The sequence below is a fragment of the Methylibium petroleiphilum PM1 genome, from assembly GCF_000015725.1.
Taxonomy (GTDB): domain Bacteria; phylum Pseudomonadota; class Gammaproteobacteria; order Burkholderiales; family Burkholderiaceae_C; genus Methylibium; species Methylibium petroleiphilum.
Window position 1 is genome coordinate 304,307 of the sequence record NC_008826.1, and the last position, 20,309, is coordinate 324,615.

A 20,309-nucleotide genomic window follows, 5' to 3' on the forward strand; every position below is an offset into this window, starting at 1 on the left:
GGTTCGCGTAATCGTTCGTTTGCGGGATCTACAGGCCGCCGCGAGGCGCCGCCTCTGCAGTGGAGGTGTCGCTGGCGGCATACCTGGGGCGTCCACGCTCGAACTCTTCCCGCAGCCTCCAGTCACTGCACCGGAACTCTTGCACGCCGAAGACCTGCTCCCAGGTCGAATCCCTGCTTCGAGCCGGCCGACGTGTCACTTGGCCGTCAACGCACACCAGCACCCCTTTCCCGGCCGACTCTTCGGCGATCCGGCGCGCCGCCTCCATCGAGTCAGACGTGGCCATCGCGACCGGGACAAAGAGGACTGCGCCGATGATCGGCGCAAGGGCGATTGCGATTGTTCGTAGCATGGGCGTACCTGCTTGTCTTCACGGACAGATACGCGCATTGTATCGCAGCGATACTGCTACGTGTTAGGGCTAGTGCACGTTGATGCGCGGCAGCTGCTGGAAGGCTTCGTCGGTCATGTGGCTGACTGCGTCCATCGCGGCGACGGGGTCGGATGCCATAACGCGAACGTCTTCGATGACGCCGTGCTCGTCGACGACGACGCTGACGTCGTGCATCACCTCCATGAGGGCGTCGGTGTCGGCGTCGTTCGGGCCTGAGGTGGAGGCGCTCAGTGCGCGCCGGCGGAATCGGATGCTGGACATGAGTCCATTCTAATCCTCGCCGTCTTATCAGTAAATGTTATGCGGCAGCCGCGCAACACCCGCGGTCTGGCCTACCGCCGCCCGCCTTCGCCCGGCTGCGTGATGCCCGCGCGCTCGGTGACGAGTGCGTTGCGAACGAGGTCCCTGGAGTTGGGGAACTCGCGGTAGGTGGCTTCGACGTTGCGCTGGTGCTGCTCCGCGGTCAGGCCGTTGGCGACCTGGCGCCTGAGCATGCGTTCGAACAGCTCGCTCATGTGCGTCGAGTACGTGACGGCGCGCAGCGCGCGCACCAGGCCCGTGTCGGAGTCGACCAGCACCATGGTCAGGAGGATCTTGCCGGCACCCGGCTGCGGTTGCGGGATCTCGCGGGCGTCGGGGGGCAGGGCGTTGATCGAGAAGGCCTGGTCGGACCAGTCATAGAGTCCTGCCACCTTGAACAGGAAGAACAAGGAGTCCCCTCGGGTGTACAGGCCGACGTGAATGGCGCCGTGCTGGAAGGCCTGGATCTCACGCTCTGTGAGCTTGCCCAGGACGAACTGCAGCAGGTGCGTGCCGTTCGTGTAGCGATACTCGAACCGATCGACCCCGCCGTAGGTCACCCCGGGCGCGAACGGCTCTCCCACCGCCAGGCGCCAGATCTCGTCAGGCATTCTCACTTCCTTGTTCGGTCGACTCGAGCTCGGGCCAGTCGCAGTAGACCGTGCCCGGCACGCGCGGCAGGGGCGTCATGGTGCGCGGGTCCGTCTCGAGGCTCTCCCGCGCCTGTTCGGCGTCGAAGTAGACCGCGACGTGGCCGATGACCGCCGCCGCGTAGATCTCGCGCCGCGGCTCGCTGTGAAAGCCCGCGCCGCGTGCCTCGTAGACGTTGACCGTGTCGCCTTCCTCTGTTCGGATCACGATGATGCAGCCGTGGATGTCCGTGAACGCACGCCGCACCAGGTCGACCAGCGGCGTGTGCGGCTGGCCGTCGTCTGGGATCTCCGCACCGCCCGGCGTGAGTACGACGCGCCGATGGCTGTCGTCGGCGAAGCCGAAGGTGATGACCTGGCGGCCACCGAGCGCGTAGAGGCGACGAAGCAGGTCCTGCATCGAGGGGAGGGGAAGGCGGTCGAGAGCGCGCTGCAGGCGCTGCACGCGCGCCGTCGATTGTCCACCCAGTTCTTCCGCGGCCGCGTCATCGAGCCGCCGCAACGCGCGCCGGAAGGCGTCGCGCTCGGCTTGCGAGATCTCCACCTGGTCGATGCCGGCCGGCCGGCGGCTCTCGATGCCGGTCAGGCGCCGGGCGACGTGGCTCTGGGCCAGGTATTCGCCGACGGCGTCGTCCCCCAGTTGGCGGCGCTGGTACAGCTTGCGCCGGGCGCGCCGGTAGCTCTGGACGAGGCGTCTGGCCTTGTCGCTGCCCTCTGCGGCCGCGTGGCTCACTTGCCGCCCATCGAGAACGCCCCATAGCTGGCGCCGCCGAAGCCGGGCTCGGGCTTGCCGTCCGGGTCGGGCAGGGCGCCCAGGTAGTTCTTGAAGCGCGAGAAGGCCTTCTCGAACAGCAGGCCGATGCGCCCGGTCGGGCCCATGCGCTGCTTCGCGATGATGACCTCGGCGACACCCTGGAACTTGGAGTTCGGGTTGTAGTAGTCGTCGCGGTACATCATCATGATGACGTCTGCGTCCTGCTCGATACTGCCGCTTTCGCGAAGGTCGGACATGACCGGTCGCTTGTCCGCGCGCGTCTCGACGCTTCGGTTCAGCTGCGACAGTGCGATCACCGGCACCTTCAGTGCCTTGGCCATGAGCTTCAGCGCTCGACTGATCTCGCTGACCACTTCCGTTCGGCCGCGCGACGAGGCGCCCTGGTCGATCAGCTGGATGTAGTCGACCACGATCAGGCTGAGGCCGTGCTTGCGCTTGTGGCGTCGCGCCTTGGCCAGCATCTGCGCGCAGGAGATGCTGGCGGAGTCGTCGATGTAGAAGTTCTTCCCGGACAAGCGCTCCATCGCTTCGCAGAGCCTGGTCCAGGTCTCATCCGTCTTGATGTTCGCCGGGTTCATCAGCTCGCGCAGGTCGACGGACCCCTGGCTGGCCAGCGCGCGCAGCCCGGACTGCCGAAGGCTCATCTCCAGGCTGAACACCAGCACGCCGCCGTCGTTCACGGCCACGTGCTCGGCGATGGTCTGCGCCAGGGCGGTCTTGCCCATCGCGGGGCGTCCGGCCAGAACGATCAGGTCGCCGGCCTGGAGGCCCGCGGTTTTCTCGTCGAGGTCCAGCAGCCCGGTTCCGAGGCCGGTCACCGTCTCGCCGGACTCGTGCCGTTCCTGCACCCATTGCACGGTGTCGGCCAGGACCTGGTCGATCGACGCCGGTTCGGACGACTGGCGCGCTTCGCCGAGCTCCAGCAGCAGTGACTGGGCGCGGTCCATGCGCGCATGCACATCGCCGCCTTCGTAGGCGATCTCCTCCAGCGCCTGCGCAACTCCCATCAACTGGCGAGCCATCCGGCGCTCGACGACGATCTCGGCGTAGCGGATGATGTTGCTCGCCGGCGGCGCGTTGCCCGCGATCTCGCTGATGTAGGAGCGGCCGCCTGCCTTCTGGAGGGAACGCTGCCCCTCCAGCCAGTCGGTGACGGTGATCGTGTCCGCCGGCCGGCCGGCCTTGGCCAGCGCCTCGATGGCGCGGTAGATCAGCTGGTGCTGCTCGTGGTGGAAGTCCGCTTCGCGCAGGACGTCTCCGATGCGGTCATACGCGCGGCCGCTGGTGGCGAGCAGCGCGCCGAGGACGGCGCACTCGTTCTCGGTGCTGTGGGGGGCTTGAATCGTGCGCATCAGGTCCGCTCACGGTGGTAGAAGCCCTCGAGAATCAGGGCGAACTTGGTGGGCCGAAGCATCCATTCCAGGGTGGGGGTCGCGTACGCACCGCCCCCCGGCTTCGGCTCAGCCCGACCGGTCAGGTAGGCGGACTTGGTGCAGTGCTCGAAGAAGCGGCGCCACCACAGCAGACCCTTCTCGGTCGAGTCATAGCCGCCGAGTTGCGGGTGATTGGTGGCAGCCATCTCGCGCCATCGCGCGCGCAGGTGCTTTTCGCGCTCGCCGCCCCAGGTCAGCACCCGCGGGTTCGTGCGCATCACCTCGTGGTAGATGGCGACGATCTCGGCCTGCGGGCATGGCGGAATCGCATTGCTGGGCTTCGCGATGACGACAGCCTGCTCCGGCTCCCCGAAGAGATCGCCCGTCGGCTGTGTCTTCGCTGTCTTGGCCTGCGCCGCTGGCGCCGGCTGCGCGGCGACATCAGCCTTGGGCAGCAGTTGCACTGCCGACTTGGACTGCCTCCAGCGCCGCTCGGCGCCGATCGCGCCGGCGGCAGAGCGCGCCGCATGGCTCGCCTTGCTGGTGGCACGTTGCTCTTGGAGTCCGTCGTGGACCAGTCGCCCCGGCAGGAACACGTCCTCGGAGAAGCACGGCCTGATCTGGTGCCAGATCGCCTGCAGCGCAGCGGGTGTCTCGCCGCACAGGCGCGCGATCGACGGGATGTCGTTGGGGATGCTTCCTTCGCGCCAGGCGAAGCACATGAGCTTGACGTAGCAGCCGAGCGCCGCGTTGCTCATCAGGGCGGTCTTCTCCTCGGTGGGGAGCGAAGACGAGATCGTGAAACCGTTGGCAGTCATTCCTAAGACGCGGTCGTTTCCTTGCTTGTTGCGCCGGCGCAAGTTCATGCGCACGATGCGGCGTGTAGTAGAATGCAAGCATAACACGTACTGGTAATACAGTGTCAATTCTCTGCCGTCCGCATCCGGTCGCCAATGCCTACGCCATAGCTCCGCCATCGCCAGCTCGGCGCCGGCGCGAGCTCGACACGGCTGCGCACGCGAAACACGTTCGCACTCCGTGTGTGGCATCCCCGGAGGTATTGGATTCCCTGAAAGGAGATGCGTTATGACAACGAACCGGGGCCGCGGGGCCCGTTCTGTAGATTTTTCGGAGGTGCGAGAGCGCGTTCCGCTGGAGTGGTTCTTCGAGGCCGTCCTCGGGGCGACCCCGAAGGCAATGAGCGGCACCATCCGCTTTCCCGTCTGCCCTCAGTGCGGCCCTTCGTCGAAGCACTCGGTGAAGGTGTCCTGCAAGGACGGCAAGTGGAAGTGCCATGCGTGCCCAGGCAAGGGTGACGTCGTGGAGGCGGCCGCCAAGCATTGGGGCCTCTCACTGAAAGACGCCGCGCTGCGCCTGGTCAACGCCGACCAGGAGGTGATGCAGTCCTACGAACCGCCCAAAGCACGGCCGGCACTCGAGCGCGACGACTCTGCTCTGCACGAGGTGATCGCGAAGCTCCTGGCCGTGTCGCAACCCCCTACGAACGCCGCCCTGGCGTACTTCAAGGGCCGCGGCATCGGCGAGGCGATCGTCAAGGAGGCCGTCAAGCGCGGTCTGCTGGTGGTCCTGCCTCACGATCCGGAACTGTGCAAGAAGTACCTGGTCGACGTGGCGGGGCGTGACGCACTGATCGCTTCCACCCTGTGGCGCGAAGACGCGAAGGCTCCTGCAGCTGCATTCCGACCGCTGATGTTCGTCTCCAAGGAGGGGAAGGCAGCGGAGTTCCGGATCATGCGACTGACGGAGCCGGGCGAGCACAAGAGCTTGCGCTATGGCGGCATCCACCCCTGGGCCTGGGTCAACGAGAGCCAGGACAGGATCATGCTGACGGAGGGCTGCCTCGACCTGCTGGCCAGCCTGGCCATGGGAACGAAGCGAAGCATCATCGGCTTGCCTGGATGCGAGAACTGGCGCGACGACTGGTTCGCAAAGCTCAAGGGGCGCGATGTGCTGACGGCTTTCGATGCCGACGAAGCTGGCTTGGCCGCGACCCAGAAGATCACGCCGGTCCTCCAAAAGGCTGGCGCTTCCAAGGTCGATGCGTACGAGCTGCCGAAGGACGCGAAGGACATCAACGAGCAGCTGATCCTGCAAGGGCCTCACTGCAAGCTGGATTTCTTCGAGACGCAGGAGAGCACCGAACCGTACCGCGACGCGACCCTCTCGCTGCCCGGCTGCGATCAGTGGATCTCGCTGCAGTTCGGAACGCTCAAGGGCCGCCACGTGAAGCTCACGCTCGGTGGACCCAAGACGCGCAACGACGCGGCGCTCGAGCGCCTGGTGTCAACGCTCAAGTCGGGCAAGGCAACCGTTTCGGTCGCCAACCCCCGATAGGCGCACGACGCCCAACCTCCACAGCCCGCCCCTCTTCGGAGAGGCGGGCTTTTTCTTTCTGACGCACAAGCAGAAACCTTGCTGTATCGGGCCGATACTGGTAACATTCAGTCTCGGTGTCGGCGGTTGCCGGCATCGTGATGGGATCGACCGTTCCCGAGGGGCCCTTGATGGGGTTTCCTTACCTTCGCCCCGCGACTAACCCTCGCGGGGTCTTTTTTGGCCAGGGCGAACGTGCAAGAGGCCTGGCGGTCGCCCGCTCAGGCCTCTGCGCTCTGAGAACCGCCCGAGGCTCAGCTCCGCGGATCGTCCTTCTGCTGGGCTGCCAGCTGCATGGCCGCCACGGCCGTTGCCGCGATCTGCCACCCCCCAAACCAGACGCTATGCCGGACGGTGTCCACGCCGGCGACGAGGTGGGCGGCAACCGCCGCCAGGTCTACGCCGATCGACGCTGCCATGAACAGGCAAACCGCGCCGAGGTGCCGCGAGCCGCTCAGGTAGATGAGCAGCGGCGTCACGATGGCCCAGCCGGCCAGCTCGCCGACGGCCGGGCGGCCCCCCAGTGCGACATTGCGCAGCATACCGGCCATGACGGCCGCGGTGACGAGCGCGATGAAGCCGCCGCTGCCGAGGCGGACCCCTGGCGGCAGGAGGCGGCCAGGCCTGAGGAAGAGCGCCGTCGCGAAGGACAGCACCGCCACCCCGCCGGCGAGTGCGCCTGCGTACCTCAGCCTGGCCAGCATCAGAACATCCTCGACCAGCTCAGGTGCGTGCGACTCACCCGGTTCGGCGCCGAACTCAGGTCCATGGCGCGCAGCACCGGGTTGCGCCCGGTCAGGTACCAGCTGTCGTTGTACTGGGACATCAGGTACTTCTCGCTGAGCAGCTGCAGCGCTTCGCGCATGCGGTCTTCGGTCGGGCGCTTCTTGCTCTTGGCCTCCGTTGCCGCCGCAGCCACTTCGAGCAGTTGGCTCGAGCGGATGCCCGGATGCATCCAGGCGGCCCGCGCGAGCGCGTAACCCTCGTCGCCGGCCAGCATGTAGATCTCGCCCTCGACCGAGTCCGGCACAGCATCGATCACGAACGGGAACTCGATCGGGAAGACGTACCAGCGACGCCAGAACTCGTAGTGGATGCGCAGGCGCAGCACGTCCTTGCGCGTGCCCAGCGCGATGCAGCACCGTTCGAAGGTGAAGTCGCCGAGCGTGCGTCCGAACACCCAGTGCGCGGCCTTGATGTAGTCCTCGGGCTTGCGCTTGCGGTCGAAGAGGCACTCGACGTTGGCGCGGACCATGTTGAAGCAGATCCGCTCCACGCCCTCTTCGAAGTCCTCCTCGGTGAAGGTCCTCAGTCCTTCGTCTTTTTTCCGGCGCTTGGGCGCTGCAATGTCGGGTACACCACTGAGTGCGGCGACAGCAAGTTCTTGATCAGGACCGTATGCGAGCGCATCAGTCTCTTCATCAGGAACAAGATCCACTTCATCACCACCTTCAGCGTCTCCGCTATCGAAGGCGTCAACACTCGCGAGAAGATTCCCGAAATCAAAGTTCGAAAGAAGCTGATGCACATCAGAAGGATCAGCAGAATCCCGGCCATCACCAGGTAGGTCATCATGTCGCCGCTCATCGCGTGCTCCTTGCTTGTTCGTGGGTTTGCTCATGGTTGTTGCTCTGTCTGGATGGGTTACTCGTCGGCCAGCATTTCCTGAGCCGTCTGCTTGCGGTGCCCGGACGGAACGGAGTTGCCGCCCAGGTACCGATCGCTGTTCTTGAAGTAGTCGGCGCCTTCGACCTGGCGCTCGCGCCGGTGGTGAATGCGAAGCGGCCCGATCTCGCGCGCGACCTCGGGGTCGACGTAGATCATCGGCACGCGGATGTTGAAGACGGCATCGCCGCCGTACAGGACTACGCACTCGCCCTTGTCCAGCGCCTTCAGGTCTTCGGGGCTGACGCGGTGGCGCTCTTCCTCGCGCTCACCCTCGGACACGCCCATGCCTTCGCCTTCCCCGCCCTCCGGCGCCACGGCCAGCAGCGGGTTGTTCTCGCTGCGGTTGTTCGTGTGCGTCATCGACCTCGCGATCTGCATCTCCTTGCCGATCAGGTCGGCCACCGGTTCGGCGGTCTCCTGCGTGCCCAGCTTGAAGAAGATCTTGGTCCAGGTGTTGCCCAGCACCATCTGGGCGAAGTCGGGGGACACGACCTCCAGGTTGGCCAGCGTCTGGAAAGCCGGGAAGAGGGCGATCCGCGCCGAGCGCGCCTGCTCGAACGGGCGCGCCAGCGATGCGACTGCGTACGAGCCGAGCTCGTCCATGAAGGCCAGGAACGGGATCCGGGGCTTCTGGTCTTCCGGCAGCGCCTGCACCCAGGAGATCGCCGTGCGCAGATCGCCCAGGAACATCTTGCCCATGTTGCCCGCCGCCTCGTTCTTGCCCATGGTCGGCAGGGCCACGTAGATGATCTTGTTCTGGCGGATCGCCTCGAACAGATCGATCTCCGGCGAGTAGGTGTTGAGCACCTCGCCGAACTTGCCCGTGCCGAACTGGAACATCCGGCCGCCGACGCCGCCGAAGGTCTCCTTCATGCGCTTGATGTCGACCATGTTCTCCAGGCCGCTGCCGGGCTTGCCGCCGCCCTTGTACTGCTCGAGGAACAGGCTGAGGTTCTTCGTCGCCGCCGAGCCGCCCTTGCTGCGCTTCAGCCGCGACTCCAGCTCCTCGATGGCCTTGTGGTTCATCAGCAGGATGGTCAGGTCGATGAAGTTGAAGGCCAGGCCGGCCTCCTGCAGCGCTGCGACCAGCGTGGTCAGGCCTTGGTTGGCCGACTGGCGGTAGTGGTCGGCGCCGGGGTTGTTCTCGGTCGAGGGGATGAGCGAGAGCACGCGCGCCGCGATCTCGTCCGGGTCGCCGCGCAGGATCGGGTTGTAGGAGTGGCTCATGCCCGGATTGCCCGGGTTCAGGATGAGCAGATCCTGCTCGCGGCCGCACAGGCAGCAATACTGGTAGATCGTCTCGATGTCTTCGGCGTTCATCTTGCCGTCGACGAACGCCAGGCCGCCGCCGCGCTGGATCTGCTGGTACATCAACAGCTTGCCGAGCACCGTCTTGCCGACACCCGACTGGCCGCCGATCAGGCCGTGCCGCATCAGGTCTTCGTCGGGGATATAGACCGGATCGCCGGTGTCGGTCCGGTAGCCCAGCAGCAGGCCGTCCGGGCTGGACAGCATGTCGGCCGAGCGGACGTTGATCTTTGAGGCGAGGGCGTTGGCCTCCTCCCACGGCTGCAGGAAGCGCCGCCCGAGGTGCGCGGCGCCGGCCGCCGCCATGAGGAACGACAGCTTGCCCCCGGACTCGACGAACGCCGGCGACGACAGGATGGCTCCCGCGCCCAGCGCGGTCATCGCCAACGTGTCCACCGTGCCGCCGATCTTGGCGCGGTACATCGATGCAAACGACATGAACTTCTCTTCTGATCGGTGAATGAAAAGAGCCCCGAACGCACACAAGGTGCGTCGGGGCTGTGGGGGGTTAAAGAAAGGACTCCTCGCGTTCGTTGGCGGAACGCTTCGGCTTGCCTTGTGCTCCTTCGCCGTCCAGCTTCAAGCCTTCGTTGGCCAGCAGCATCTGGCGCTCGAACTTGTCCAAGAGCGTGTCGTTCTCGATGATCTTTCGTGCGGTGGCCTTGTCGCCGATCGAACCCTTGCGGATCCGTTCCTTGTACTGGTGGTACCGCTCCGAGAGTTCGCCCTTCTTGCCTTCGCCTTGCGGGGCTCCGGCTGCGGCAGGCTGTGCGCTTCCGGCCGGCGTGGTGCCCGTCGGGCTCATGCCAGCTGCGAAAGCAGCTTCGAGGTCCTGCACGTACTTCGAGTCATCGTAGAGGCCCAAGTGCACGTCAGCACCGAAGCCGAGCATGGACAGCGCCTTGCACATCGCGTCGGTCTGCGACATCTTGGGCGCTTCTTCGTTCGTGTAGATCTCGCCGGATGTCGACCTGCCAACGAACGTGGTTTGCCCGTAGTGCTTGGCGCTTCCGCGCTTGCCGTCGAGTTCGTACCAGACCTCGTAGCGACCAACGTGAACGACCGCGCGCACCGGTGCCCCGCCTTCGGCGGCCGGGTAGCCGATCACGTGCCCTTCCACGAAGCTCTCGCTGATCAGCTCCACGCCCCAGCCGATGCCGAAGGGACCGAAGACTTCGGTCGCCTTTCGCACCAGGTAGGTCGGGTTGATCGCGGTGCCCTCGAAGCCGCTCGGACGCGTGAAGCGCCGCGTGTAGGCGGGGTCCGTCGTCTGGACCTGCTCCCAGATCCGCAACCCTGACGGTTGGTTTGTTTGCGTCATCAGTTCTCCTGTGAATGCACGCGGGTTTGCGTTGCCATGCGAGATGCGTCACATCGACCCACAAAGCCCGGCCGCATAACACTTAGCGATATTCTAGCTGTATCTGGACGCCTTACACAAGCGTTCGGATACTTGCGGCGCGTATCGTTACCTGTTAGAGTAGCCATTCGATACAGGAACGGACATGCACAGACCCAACAACCTCCTCTTCGCGGCAGCCCTTGCGCTGCTCTCTGCCGGCGCGCTGGCGGCCGACGCTCGTGAGGCGCAAATCCCGTTGAGCGCCGGTGTAGCGCTCGAGCCGGCCCACCGTGCCCACGTGATCTCCCCGCTGAACCGCCGCTTTCAGGTCGACCTGTCCCGCGCGGCGTGGTTCGTGGCCGAGCCTGCGAAGGTGAAGGTGCTCCTGCCGGCCGAGGAGCGCGCTCTGCTTGCTGCGCGTGCGGCCGAGCAGGCGTCTGCCTCGGGCCAGGATGGTGGCCTCGATGGCGCCGACAGTTCGCTTGCCACGCCGCGCGCACCGGATGCCACGGTCTATTTCCCGTTCGACGGCGCCACCGCGCTGGACCTTTCGCCGGCGACTGCCCTGATCCCCCGGGTGACCCAAGGGCTCGGCCTGCGCCTGACCGGGCACGCCGACTCCCAGGGTTCCGACCTCTACAACCTGCGCTTGTCCGAGCGCCGCGCGCGCGCCGTCTCCAAGGTCTTCCTCGGTGCCGGGATCTCGGCCGACCGCCTGGAGATCGAGGGTCGTGGCGAACGTGACCTGATCGACCTGGCAGATGGGGCTAAGAACCGTCGCGTCGAGATTCGCCTGGTGGGCGGGGAGGCCAAGTGAAGGAAGTCGAAATCCCTCGCTACGTCGACGCCCAGCCCCAGATCTTCTTCTGGGAGCTCGACGAGGCGATCGTCTACGTCTCCTGCATGGCGGCCGGCATCTTCATCGGCGGCATGTTCACGCCGATCTCCATGGTCGTGGGTTGGTTCGTCGTGAAGCTGTTCAAGCGCTTCAAGAACGGCTCGCTCGAGGGCGTGTTGCTGCACATCTGCTACCGCGCCGGCCTGCTTGGCCTGAACAAGCGCTACCGGGACGCGATGAAGCGCGACTTCTTCCTGTAGTTTGACGCATGCAACGTATGCGCACGTGTTATGTATCTGTGATAGGATAGTCGCATGAACCTGAAGAACATGACCAAGACCTGGCAGGCGGCGAACAAGGTCGCCGCTCTGATGCTGGTTTCGAACGTCGCTCTGGCGGCGGCGCTGCTCGTTTCGATCGTCGCCTTCTCCGGCAATCGTGAGCGCGTGGTGCTCGTGCCGCCGCACCTGGAGAAGCGCGTGTCGGTGGGCTGGAACACCGCGGACGCGGAGTACCTGAAGGGCTTCGGCACGTACTTCGCGATGCTGACCGCGAACGTCACGCCCAAGAGCGCTTCCTTCGTGGCGGACACGCTGTCGAGCGCGGTCTCGCCGGCGATCTACCCGGAGGTGCGTAAGCAGGTCCTGGTGCTGGCCAAGGATCCCGTGTTCCAGAAGTCCGGCGCGTCGGTCCGCTTCGACCCTATCCAGGTGGAGTACGAGGCGGCCACCAACAAGGTCTTCGTCGTGGGTGAGATCACGACGAACGACGCGACGGGCCGAATCAGCCGCGTCCAGAGCGTCTACGAGATGGAGATCCGCATGGACAACGGCCGGCCTCAGGTCACCGCCATGGCTTCGTACGCCGGTGCCGACCCGCACACGCTCCAGTGGATCGAGAACAACAAGGAGCGCCTGGCTGAACAGCAGGCGCAGGCCGACGCAACCAAGGAATGAGCCCCGTGAAGAATGTCTTTGCCGTCACGCTGGCGTCGGTAGCGCTGAGCGCCGTCGCCCAAACCCTCCCGCCGCCGCCGGTGGTCGCCGCGCCGAAGTCGGCCGCACCGGTGGTCGCCGCGCCGAAGTCGGCCGCACCGGTGGTCGCCAAAGCTGCCGTCAAGGCGCCCCCCGTGGACGACAAGCTCGTGAAGCGCGTTGTCGAGCAGCCGTTGCCCGGCCTGGGTGTGATGCCCGGCGAGAAGCAGCTGTCCCGCGCCAACGTGATCCGCGTCCAGTCCGATCGCAACGAGATCGCCTACGTGAGCTCGTCCATGGCCAACCGAATCTCGACGCCGTTCGACGCGCCTCGCGTGATCGATACCCAGGACGTGGAATATCAGACCGTGGGTCAGTCGATCTACCTCCTGCCCAAGGACCCCGAGAAGCCGGTTGCGCTCTACATCACGGGCTCGAACGCGAACGACCCCGTCGTCTCGCTCACGCTGGTGCCCAAGCCCATCCCGCAGCAGACCATCGTGCTGCAGATCGATGCGCCGCTGGCCAAGGGGGGTGTCACGGGCGTCGACTCGGAGCCTGCTCCGGTGACCGACGTCTACAGCGAGCGCCTGCGCTACCTGCTGCGTCAGGTCGCCTTGAACAAGGTTCCCGAGGGGTTCGCCGAGGGCACGCTGCCCAACGCGGCCGCCGTGCTGCCGGGCGTTTCGATCCACCCGATGACCCGCTACTCGGGGCCGGCCTATGACATCTACCGCTATCGCATTCGCGGCACGGGTGATCAGGTGGAGCTCGCTGAGGACGCCTTCTACACCGAAGGTGTGCGTGCTGTCGCCTTCTTCCCGACCGCGGTGATCCGCAAGGGCGAAGAGACCACGATCTTCGTGGTCGCGGACAAGCGCGCGACGGAGAACTGAGATGCTGCCCAAGTCGATCAAGGACTTCTGGGTCACCGCAGGGCCCAAGAAGCGAAACATGGTGCTGATGGCTGGAGCCGCCTTCGCGATGATCGTCGTCGCCACGGTGATGGACTCCGGTTCGTCGAAGGGTGGGCCGGCGCGCAAGTCGCCCGTCGACACCAGCCGCACGCAGCTGATGCTTCCGAAGGCGCCGGACAACTCCGTCGAAGCGCTTGCGGCGGACAGCCGCGCGCAATCCGAGCAGCTCACGCGTCTGCAGGAGCAGCTGAAGAAGGAGACGGCCGACAAGGAACTGCTGCTCAAGCGGCTGGACGAGGGTGATCGCGGCCGCAAGCCGGACGCAGTCACCACCGACCTGTTGAACGAGGTCGTTGCCCTCAAGACCAAGATCCAGGAAATCGAGACGCGTGGCGCTCCTGTTGCCCAGGCTGCCGCTTCGTCGCCTTCGCTGGGCGACCCGCTTCCTGGCGCCAGCGTACCGATGGCGGAGCCGCCGGCTCCGGCCGAGCCGGTCAACCGGTTGCGCGTCAGCGGCGAGGCCAAGAAGATCGATCGCAAGGCCGCAGTCTCCGAAGACAAGCCGGTTGCCTACATCCCGGCCGGCTCGTTCCTGGAGGCCTCTCTCCTGAACGGTATGGATGCGCCGGTTTCGTCGGTCGCGCAGAAGAACCCGGTGCCCGCGGTGATGCGAGTCAAGACCGAGGCGGTCCTGCCGAACCACTTTTCCCAGGACGTCAAGGAGTGCTTCGTCCTCGTGAGCGGCTTCGGCGTGCTCAGCAGCGAACGCGTCCAACTGCGCACGGAGACGATCTCGTGCGTCAAGGAAGACGGCAAGGCCATCGAAGCCAAGATCGACGGCTACGTCGTCGGCGAAGACGGCAGTGTCGGACCTCGTGGCCGCCTCGTGAGCAAGCAGGGCCAGCTGATCGCTCGCTCGCTGGCCGCTGGCGTGCTCGCGGGCTTCGGCGAGGCGCTGACTCCTCAGGCCGTTCCGCAGCTGAGCCTGTCGCCCAGCGGCACCACCCCGACCACTCGCCTCGACGCCCAGACCTTCGCGGCGACCGGCGTGGCGCGCGGCTTCTCCGATGCATCGAAGGCGGTCTCCGGCTTCTTCCTCGAGATGGCGCGCGAAGCAACCCCTGTCGTCGAGATCAACGCCGGTCGCAAGCTGACGATCGTCGTCATCAAGGGCTTCGAACTCAAGTAATCACAGGAACATCATGAACCGTCGAAACTTCCTCTCTCTCGGCGCGCTGGTCCCTGCGACCGCGCTCCTGGTCGGCTGCGATCCCGAGACGCTGCAAGACTACGCGCAGCTCGCCGTCGATCGGCTGCTCCCGCAGCTGAAGGCCAACTTCGATGCGACCAAGCCGCTGGTCGTCGCCCCGCTCGTCAACGTCGACGACCTCGAGGCCTCGTCCACCTTCGGCCGCACGTTCGCCGAGATGGTCAGCTCGCGCCTGGCGCAGGCCGGCGTGCGCATCGCTGACGTTCGCATCCGCAACCCGCTGGTCTACCGCCCGAACGGCGAGCTCGTGCTGTCCCGTGAAGCTGCTGCAGCTGGCCGTACCTACGACGCACAAGGGGTTCTTGTCGGCACCTACTCGGTCATGCGCCCCCGTGTGTACGCCAACCTCAAGGCCATCCGTATCGCCGACAACCTGGTGCTCGCCGCCACCGACGCGGAGCTGCGCTATGAAGGGTAATCCGATGCGTCTCCTGCTCGCGATGGGCGTCACGTTGCTGGCCAGCGGTTGCGGCACCATCCTCAACACGGCCGGTTCGGACGAGTACGGCTGCACTCCGGGCGAGGCGAAAGTCACCTGCCGAACGCCGACCGCGATCTACCGCTCGACCAACGGTTCGCCGCCTGTTGCTGAGACCGATTCGCCGGTTGCCTGGAGCAAACTGATCCGCGGCACGAGTGGCGCTCTGGTCGAAGAGCAGCCCGACGCCGCTGCCCCGATCCCGGGCGTTGCGCGTTCAGACGCCTCCGGCGGTGAGCGCCGCACTCCCAACGAGCGCAGCGTTCCCGGCCTGAACGCCCAGACGCTGGGCCTGGTGGGCGCCACCATCGGCGGCCGCCCGGTGCGCGAGCCTGCGCAGGTCATGCGCATCTGGATCGCGCCGTGGATCGACAAAAACGACGACCTGCACTACCCGAGCTACCTCTTCACCGAGGTGCAGGCGCGTCGATGGACATTCGGCAAGCAGGCGTTCGCCGGTCGCGGCGTCGTCGTGCCCCACAAGGATTTCGCGTCGACCGACCCGCAACGGTCGACTGCGAGCGCTGCGGAGCAAGCCCCTCGGGGTTTCGCCAAACCAGCGACCCCCACGGCCGAACCGGCCGAGGGCTCCTCTTCCGCGGATTTCTCTCTCCCTAACTGATCAGAAAGGTTTCACCATGAAGTTCAATCTCTCCACCCTGTCCAAGCGTCGCCTCGCGGTTGCCGCTGCCGCCCTGGCCCTCGCCGGTGTCGCTGTCGCCGGCACCGCGACGACCGGTACCAACGACTTCAACTCCGTGACGACGCGCCTGACCGCCTGGCTCGAAGGCTCGCTGGGCAAGACGTTCGCCCTCGGGTCGCTCGGCGTCGGCCTGGCCATCGGCGTCGTGAAGCAGTCGGTCATGTCGGTGGTCACCGGTGTGGCTGTCGCGCTGGCGGGCTCGATCGGCCCGGCCGTGCTCGGCGGCATCTTCACGGCGACGATGTAAGCATCCCGTGACTGTCTGCATGACGGTCATCGAGGACTTCAAGTCGGAAAGGGCAACCTGCCGCTCGTGGCATCACCGGCGGCAGGTTCTTTCCGCGTAGACACCCATGGTTGTCCGCAGATTCCAAGGGGCCTCAGGCTCCTAGTCGCAAGGAAAAGATCAAGATGTTTGGATTCCTGAGGCAAGAGCGGGACAACGTCCCATTCGCCAATCTCACTGTGATGGCGCATGACCCAGCCACGCGGTTGTTTCACATGACCGACGGCGAGGTCAGCTATCTCGGCGCCTGCTTCGTTGGTGACCCGCTGACCGGCGCAGACCAGTCGACCGTGGACAAGTTCAGCTCCGCCTTCGGAATGCCTTTCCCGGCCGGTACCTTCGTACAGATCGGCCTGCTGTCGACGCCCGACGTCGACGAGTATCTCGACGCCTACGTCGGCGCGAAGGCGCAAGACGGCGTCCTCGGCGCTCTCGCTGCTCGCCACCGCGACCTCATCTCCTCGGGGCGCGAGAAGCCGCTGGTATCGCGCTCGGGCATCTACCTGCACCGGCAGCGCCTGGTGATCACGATCAAGACGCCGCTCCACAACAATCGACCGACCGAGGCCGACATCTCTTCGGCCAAGGAGTATGCCGACCGCCTGCAGGAAGCGCTCAAGGCCTCCGGCCTGCACATGGAGGCCCTGGACGCGCCGCGCTACGTCGCGCTCATGCGCCTGATGACGCACCCTCACGACCCCATCGACGACCGCTACGACGCGCACAAGCCGATCCGCGAGCAGATCTTCTTCCCCGGCGATTCGGTCAGCTACGACGACAAGTCGACGATCAGCTTCCACGACGGCAAGCACTTCGCCAAGCTGCTGAGCGTGAAGCACTTCCCGAAGCGCGCAACGCTCGGGCTCATGAACTTCATCGTCGGAGAGCCGCAGGGGCTGTCGAACCAGATCACGGAGCCCTACTGGATCACGCTGACGCTGCACTACCCCGACCAGGTCAAGAAGGCCGACTGGGTGCGCGGCCGCTCGGCCATGATCAATCACCAGGTCTTCGGCCCGACGGCACACATGATCCCGGTGCTCGGCTACAAGAAGGCAGGCATCGACACCCTGGTGCACGAGATGGAGGGACGTGGCGCGGTCCTCTGCGACGTCAACTTCTCGATCTTCCTGATCTCACGAGACAGGAGCCGTCTCAACAAGTCGATCGCCGGCCTGCAGGCCTACTACTCGTCGCTCGCCTTCGAGTTCCGCGAGGACAGCCGCATCCTCGAGACGATGTGGGACAACCTGCTGCCGCTGAACGTCAGTGCGCCGGCGATCGAGAAGACCTTCCGTTTCCACACCATGGCCGTGTCGCAGGCCGTCTGCTTCCTGCCGATCATCGGCGAGTGGCGCGGCAGCGGCGTGGGCCGCTCGGTTCTGATGGTTACGCGACGCGGACAGCCGGCCCTGTTCGACCTCTACGATTCGTCGACCAACTACAACGGGGTCGTGTTCGCCGAGTCCGGCGCCGGCAAGTCGTTCTTCACACAGAAGCTGGTCTCGGACTACCTGGCGGAGGGCGCCAAGGTGTGGGCGATCGACGTCGGCCACAGCTACAAGAAGCTGTGCCGCTCGGTGGGTGGCGAGTTCGTCGAATTCCACGCCGAGAGCAGGATCTGCCTCAACCCGTTCACGAACATCGACGGCAACCTGGACGAGGAGATGGACATCCTCAAGGCGACCATCGCCAAGATGGCAGCGCCCGAGGAGTCGCTGTCCGACTACCAGATGGCCATCCTCGAGCAGGCGATCACCAGCGTCTACACGAAGTTCGGCAACAAGGCCAACGTCATCGCGATCGTCGAGTTCCTGATGGCGCAAACGGACAGCGAGGCGCACCGCCTGGCGAAGCAGCTCTATCCGTTCGCAGGCGGCGCCTACACGCGCTGGTTCGATGGCGACAACAATCTCGACCTCGACAACGCGTTCGTCGTGCTGGAGCTCCAGGACCTCAAGGGCCGCAAGGCGCTCCAGCAAGTGGTGCTGCTGCAGCTCATCTCGCGCATCAACCACGAGATCTACCGCACGCACGGCCGCAAGAAGATCCTGATCATCGACGAGGCCTGGGAACTGCTGGACGACCCGCTTATGGCCAAGGCTATGGAAGCGGCCTATCGCAAGGCACGGAAGCACGACGGCGCTGTTCTGGTCGTGACCCAGTCGCTGGCCGACCTGTACAACTCACCCAACTCGCGCGCGATCGTGGCGAACTCGGCCTGGCAGTTCATCCTGAAGCAGAACGGCGAGGCCGTCGACGCGGCGATCGATGGTGGCCAGTTCAAGATCGAGCCGTACGGCGCGTACATGCTGAAGACCGTGCACACCGTGAGGGGTGCCTACTCGGAGGTCATGGTCAAGCGCGGCGACAACAGCTGGGGGATCCTGCGCCTCGTGGTCGACCGGTTCACCCAGGTCATGTTCTCGACCAGCGGCGCCGAGCGTGATCAGATCCTCGGCGCAATCGATCGCGGGGAGGATGTCGTCGAGGCCGTGGATGCGTACATCGCCAGCGAGAACGATCGGGCCGGCAGAGAGCTGGAGGCCGCCTAAGCCTATCGCCTCTCCACCTCAGCCGAACGGGCCGCCTTGCGCGGCCCGTTTTGCTTGAGTTGCGCATTCTTGTATCGCCAGAGATTCACACGGCGTATGTGGTCGTGTTATGATTCCGCGAGATACACCCATCATCGCTCGAACAGGTCACCCATGAACGCCCCCGATCCAGCCCAGAACGCACCCGCCGCCGAGCCGCGCTCCGGCGTTTCGCTCATCAACGTCATGATCGTCGCGATCGCCTGCTCGGCGATCAGCGGCTACGCCTCCTGGCGCCTTGCCACGTCGTCGCGCGCTTCGTCGCCCGTGGTGATCGTCGACACGGAGAAGATCGCGAAAGCTCAGATCGACCAGACGTTGAGCAAGCCTGGAATCACGCAGGAACAGGCCGCGGCGGCAGGCCAGCAGTTCATTCGTGCGCTCAACGCAGAGCTGATCCGCTACTCCGATGCTGGCGTGGTGGTCCTGAACGCCTCCGTCGCGCTGAACCGGCCGGCCGGCGTCGATGCCACGCGCGAGATCGCTGCTGCGCTTGGGGTGGACCTCAAGTGAACGCCGTCGCAACTTTCCATCGCACCCGGGACTGGTTCGCCGCGATCGCGGAAGACCGGGCCCGCATGCGGTTCCTTCGTCTGTCCCTCATCTGGACGGCGGTCGCTTGGCTAGTCGTGACGGTGGCGGCGAACACCATCTCGCACACCTACAAGATCGGCCTGGATCTCGAGGAGGTCCGCTGCATGCCGTGGCGCGTCTACGTGCTCCATTTCGAGCGCCCCCAAATCGCGCGTGGCGGCTTTGTGGCGTACCGCGACTTCGAGGGCGTCATGGGTCCCAACTACGCCGGCAAGATGATCGGCAAGATGGTCGCCGGTGTGCCTGGCGATCACGTCGTCGTGAAGGACGACTTCGCTTGGGTCAACGGCGCGCCCGTGGGCAAGCTGATCCACAACGCCAAGCTGGGTCGCGCGCCCGGGGCCTTCGATCGCGACGAGATCGTTCCGGAAGGGAAAATCTTTGTTGTCGGCACCGAACCCCGCAGCTTCGATAGCCGCTACTGGGGCTTCCTGGATCAGCGCTCCGTCATCGGCAGCCTGAGCCCGTTGTTCTGAGGTTGCTGGCATGACTCGCTTCACGCTTCGTTTCGTCTGGGCAGCGCTGACTCTTGTCGTCGCCGCGCCCGCGCTGCGTGCCCAGGATGCCGCCGGCGGCGATGACGCGCCCGGCCGCTTCATCGAGCGCAAGGCGGAGGGGTGGTTTTGGTACAAGGACCCGAAGGACGCCCCGAAACCTCCGGCGCCAAAGGCCTCCGCTCCGGCGGCTGCCAGGAGCGCGCAGCCGGCGGACGCCAGCCAGGAGCCGTTCTCGGCCAAGTGGCTGCAGCAAAACATGCCGAAGCTGCTCGAGGCTGCCATCGACAACCCCACCAAGGAAAACGTCGAGGCCTACCTATACGCGCAGCGCGTTGCGATGGACAAGTCGCAGACCTACGCCGAGAAGGCGCGCAGCGTGGTGGCCAGCGACCCATTCCTCGACGAGAACAACCGCGTCCCGCTGTCGACCTACGCGAAGCCCTCCTTCCTGAAAGGTGTGGAGTCCGCGAAGACCGATGCGCTCAAGCACCTGACGACCGTTGGAGGTCTCTGGGTGTTCTTCGACTCGAAGTGCGAGTTCTGCCGGCCGCAGATCTTCTCGGTGCAGGAGCTCGCGCGCAAGCACGGCTTCTACACCAAGTTCATCTCCCTGGACGGCGTCGGCGTGCCGGAGCTGAAGACCTTCGAGAAGGACAACGGCCACGCCAAGCTGCTCAACCTGAAGCTGACACCCACCACCGTCCTGGTCGTTCCGCCGAACAACTACTACGTGGTCTCGCAGGGAATGATGTCCGAAAGCCAGCTCGCCGATCGCCTTGTGCTCGCGGCTGAGTCGCAGAACCTGCTCCCCAAAGACGTCGCCTCCAAGGTCCGCACGTATGACCGCGGCGTCCTTTCAGCAGAGGACACGCAGCAGGGTGCCGGATCCAACCCCAAAGACTGGGTGCAGTACCTCAAGGACAAGCTGCAGGGCCGCTACTGAACTACCGAACA

At 65.4% G+C, this 20,309-nt stretch carries 24 protein-coding genes; 13 read left to right on the plus strand and 11 right to left on the minus strand.

Annotation, left to right across the window (positions count from 1 at the left end):
* Positions 1-28: 28 nt before the first annotated feature.
* The 6 genes from MPE_RS24165 to MPE_RS21265 all read right to left on the minus strand — a co-directional run bounded on the left by MPE_RS24165 (position 29) and on the right by MPE_RS21265 (position 4,358).
* Positions 29-352: a hypothetical protein gene (locus MPE_RS24165; protein ID WP_041930403.1), complete on the minus strand. Its 324-nt coding sequence runs from the start codon at positions 350-352 to the stop codon at positions 29-31.
* Between the two features lie 69 nt (positions 353-421).
* Positions 422-655: a hypothetical protein gene (locus MPE_RS21245; RefSeq protein ID WP_011831717.1), complete on the minus strand. Its 234-nt coding sequence runs from the start codon at positions 653-655 to the stop codon at positions 422-424.
* Between the two features lie 71 nt (positions 656-726).
* Positions 727-1,305 carry a hypothetical protein gene (locus tag MPE_RS21250; protein ID WP_011831718.1) on the minus strand — a complete coding sequence of 193 codons (579 nt, stop codon included), beginning with the start codon at positions 1,303-1,305 and terminating at the stop codon, positions 727-729.
* Positions 1,298-2,077: a hypothetical protein gene (locus MPE_RS21255; RefSeq protein ID WP_011831719.1), complete on the minus strand. Its 780-nt coding sequence runs from the start codon at positions 2,075-2,077 to the stop codon at positions 1,298-1,300. The genes MPE_RS21250 and MPE_RS21255 overlap by 8 nt, the downstream gene beginning before the upstream one ends.
* Positions 2,074-3,471 carry a replicative DNA helicase gene (gene dnaB / locus MPE_RS21260; protein WP_011831720.1) on the minus strand — a complete coding sequence of 466 codons (1,398 nt, stop codon included), beginning with the start codon at positions 3,469-3,471 and terminating at the stop codon, positions 2,074-2,076. The genes MPE_RS21255 and dnaB overlap by 4 nt, the downstream gene beginning before the upstream one ends.
* Positions 3,471-4,358 (minus strand): DUF1376 domain-containing protein, encoded by an 888-nt coding sequence (locus tag MPE_RS21265; protein WP_158304644.1) that lies wholly within the window; start codon positions 4,356-4,358, stop codon positions 3,471-3,473. The genes dnaB and MPE_RS21265 overlap by 1 nt, the downstream gene beginning before the upstream one ends.
* Before the next feature lie 172 nt (positions 4,359-4,530).
* On the opposite strand from MPE_RS21265, the gene MPE_RS21270 reads away from it, so the two are divergent.
* Positions 4,531-5,847, plus strand: a complete 1,317-nt coding sequence (locus MPE_RS21270; protein ID WP_237706431.1) for a toprim domain-containing protein — start codon at positions 4,531-4,533, stop codon at positions 5,845-5,847.
* A 293-nt stretch (positions 5,848-6,140) separates the two neighbouring features.
* On the opposite strand, the gene MPE_RS21275 is transcribed toward MPE_RS21270, so the two are convergent.
* From MPE_RS21275 to MPE_RS23030, 5 genes are all read right to left on the minus strand, one after another.
* A complete protein-coding gene (locus MPE_RS21275) occupies positions 6,141-6,590 on the minus strand; it encodes a hypothetical protein (protein ID WP_011831722.1) in 450 nt (149 codons plus the stop codon).
* Entirely contained in the window at positions 6,590-7,141 is a 552-nt protein-coding gene (locus tag MPE_RS24755) for a hypothetical protein (protein ID WP_011831723.1), read from the minus strand. The genes MPE_RS21275 and MPE_RS24755 overlap by 1 nt, the downstream gene beginning before the upstream one ends.
* A gap of 53 nt (positions 7,142-7,194) precedes the next feature.
* The gene (locus tag MPE_RS24760) at positions 7,195-7,473 is read right to left on the minus strand and encodes a hypothetical protein (protein ID WP_237706432.1); all 279 of its coding nucleotides are present in this window, start codon (positions 7,471-7,473) and stop codon (positions 7,195-7,197) included.
* Positions 7,474-7,530: 57 nt separating this feature from the next.
* Complete coding sequence (locus MPE_RS21285; protein ID WP_011831724.1) at positions 7,531-9,300, minus strand: type IV secretory system conjugative DNA transfer family protein; 1,770 nt, start codon at positions 9,298-9,300, stop codon at positions 7,531-7,533.
* A 70-nt stretch (positions 9,301-9,370) separates the two neighbouring features.
* Positions 9,371-10,183 (minus strand): hypothetical protein, encoded by an 813-nt coding sequence (locus MPE_RS23030; RefSeq protein WP_011831725.1) that lies wholly within the window; start codon positions 10,181-10,183, stop codon positions 9,371-9,373.
* A 184-nt stretch (positions 10,184-10,367) separates the two neighbouring features.
* Between MPE_RS23030 and MPE_RS23035 the strand changes: the two genes are divergently transcribed.
* The 12 genes from MPE_RS23035 (at position 10,368) to MPE_RS21350 (ending at position 20,298) form a co-directional block, all read left to right on the plus strand.
* Complete coding sequence (locus MPE_RS23035; protein WP_011831726.1) at positions 10,368-11,021, plus strand: OmpA family protein; 654 nt, start codon at positions 10,368-10,370, stop codon at positions 11,019-11,021.
* The gene (traL, locus tag MPE_RS21300) at positions 11,018-11,302 is read left to right on the plus strand and encodes a type IV conjugative transfer system protein TraL (protein ID WP_011831727.1); all 285 of its coding nucleotides are present in this window, start codon (positions 11,018-11,020) and stop codon (positions 11,300-11,302) included. Before MPE_RS23035 ends, traL begins: the two co-directional genes overlap by 4 nt.
* 54 nt (positions 11,303-11,356) lie before the next feature.
* Positions 11,357-11,998: a type IV conjugative transfer system protein TraE gene (locus MPE_RS21305; protein ID WP_011831728.1), complete on the plus strand. Its 642-nt coding sequence runs from the start codon at positions 11,357-11,359 to the stop codon at positions 11,996-11,998.
* Positions 11,995-12,912 carry a TraK domain-containing protein gene (locus MPE_RS21310; protein ID WP_011831729.1) on the plus strand — a complete coding sequence of 306 codons (918 nt, stop codon included), beginning with the start codon at positions 11,995-11,997 and terminating at the stop codon, positions 12,910-12,912. Before MPE_RS21305 ends, MPE_RS21310 begins: the two co-directional genes overlap by 4 nt.
* A gap of 1 nt (position 12,913) precedes the next feature.
* Complete coding sequence (locus MPE_RS21315; RefSeq protein ID WP_011831730.1) at positions 12,914-14,122, plus strand: TraB/VirB10 family protein; 1,209 nt, start codon at positions 12,914-12,916, stop codon at positions 14,120-14,122.
* A 13-nt stretch (positions 14,123-14,135) separates the two neighbouring features.
* Complete coding sequence (locus MPE_RS24385; RefSeq protein ID WP_011831731.1) at positions 14,136-14,621, plus strand: FlgO family outer membrane protein; 486 nt, start codon at positions 14,136-14,138, stop codon at positions 14,619-14,621.
* A gap of 4 nt (positions 14,622-14,625) precedes the next feature.
* Positions 14,626-15,303 (plus strand): TraV family lipoprotein, encoded by a 678-nt coding sequence (locus MPE_RS21325; protein WP_049820962.1) that lies wholly within the window; start codon positions 14,626-14,628, stop codon positions 15,301-15,303.
* 16 nt (positions 15,304-15,319) lie between these two features.
* Positions 15,320-15,631 (plus strand): TraA family conjugative transfer protein, encoded by a 312-nt coding sequence (gene traA / locus MPE_RS21330; protein ID WP_011831733.1) that lies wholly within the window; start codon positions 15,320-15,322, stop codon positions 15,629-15,631.
* A gap of 110 nt (positions 15,632-15,741) precedes the next feature.
* Positions 15,742-18,225, plus strand: coding sequence for a type IV secretion system protein TraC (gene traC / locus MPE_RS21335; RefSeq protein WP_237706433.1), 2,484 nt, complete (start codon positions 15,742-15,744; stop codon positions 18,223-18,225).
* Positions 18,226-18,378: 153 nt separating this feature from the next.
* Positions 18,379-18,777, plus strand: a complete 399-nt coding sequence (locus tag MPE_RS21340; RefSeq protein ID WP_011831735.1) for a TrbI F-type domain-containing protein — start codon at positions 18,379-18,381, stop codon at positions 18,775-18,777.
* The gene (gene lepB, locus MPE_RS21345) at positions 18,774-19,334 is read left to right on the plus strand and encodes a signal peptidase I (protein WP_011831736.1); all 561 of its coding nucleotides are present in this window, start codon (positions 18,774-18,776) and stop codon (positions 19,332-19,334) included. The genes MPE_RS21340 and lepB overlap by 4 nt, the downstream gene beginning before the upstream one ends.
* A 10-nt stretch (positions 19,335-19,344) precedes the next feature.
* Positions 19,345-20,298, plus strand: a complete 954-nt coding sequence (locus MPE_RS21350) for a conjugal transfer protein TraF (protein ID WP_011831737.1) — start codon at positions 19,345-19,347, stop codon at positions 20,296-20,298.
* Positions 20,299-20,309 lie beyond the last annotated feature (11 nt).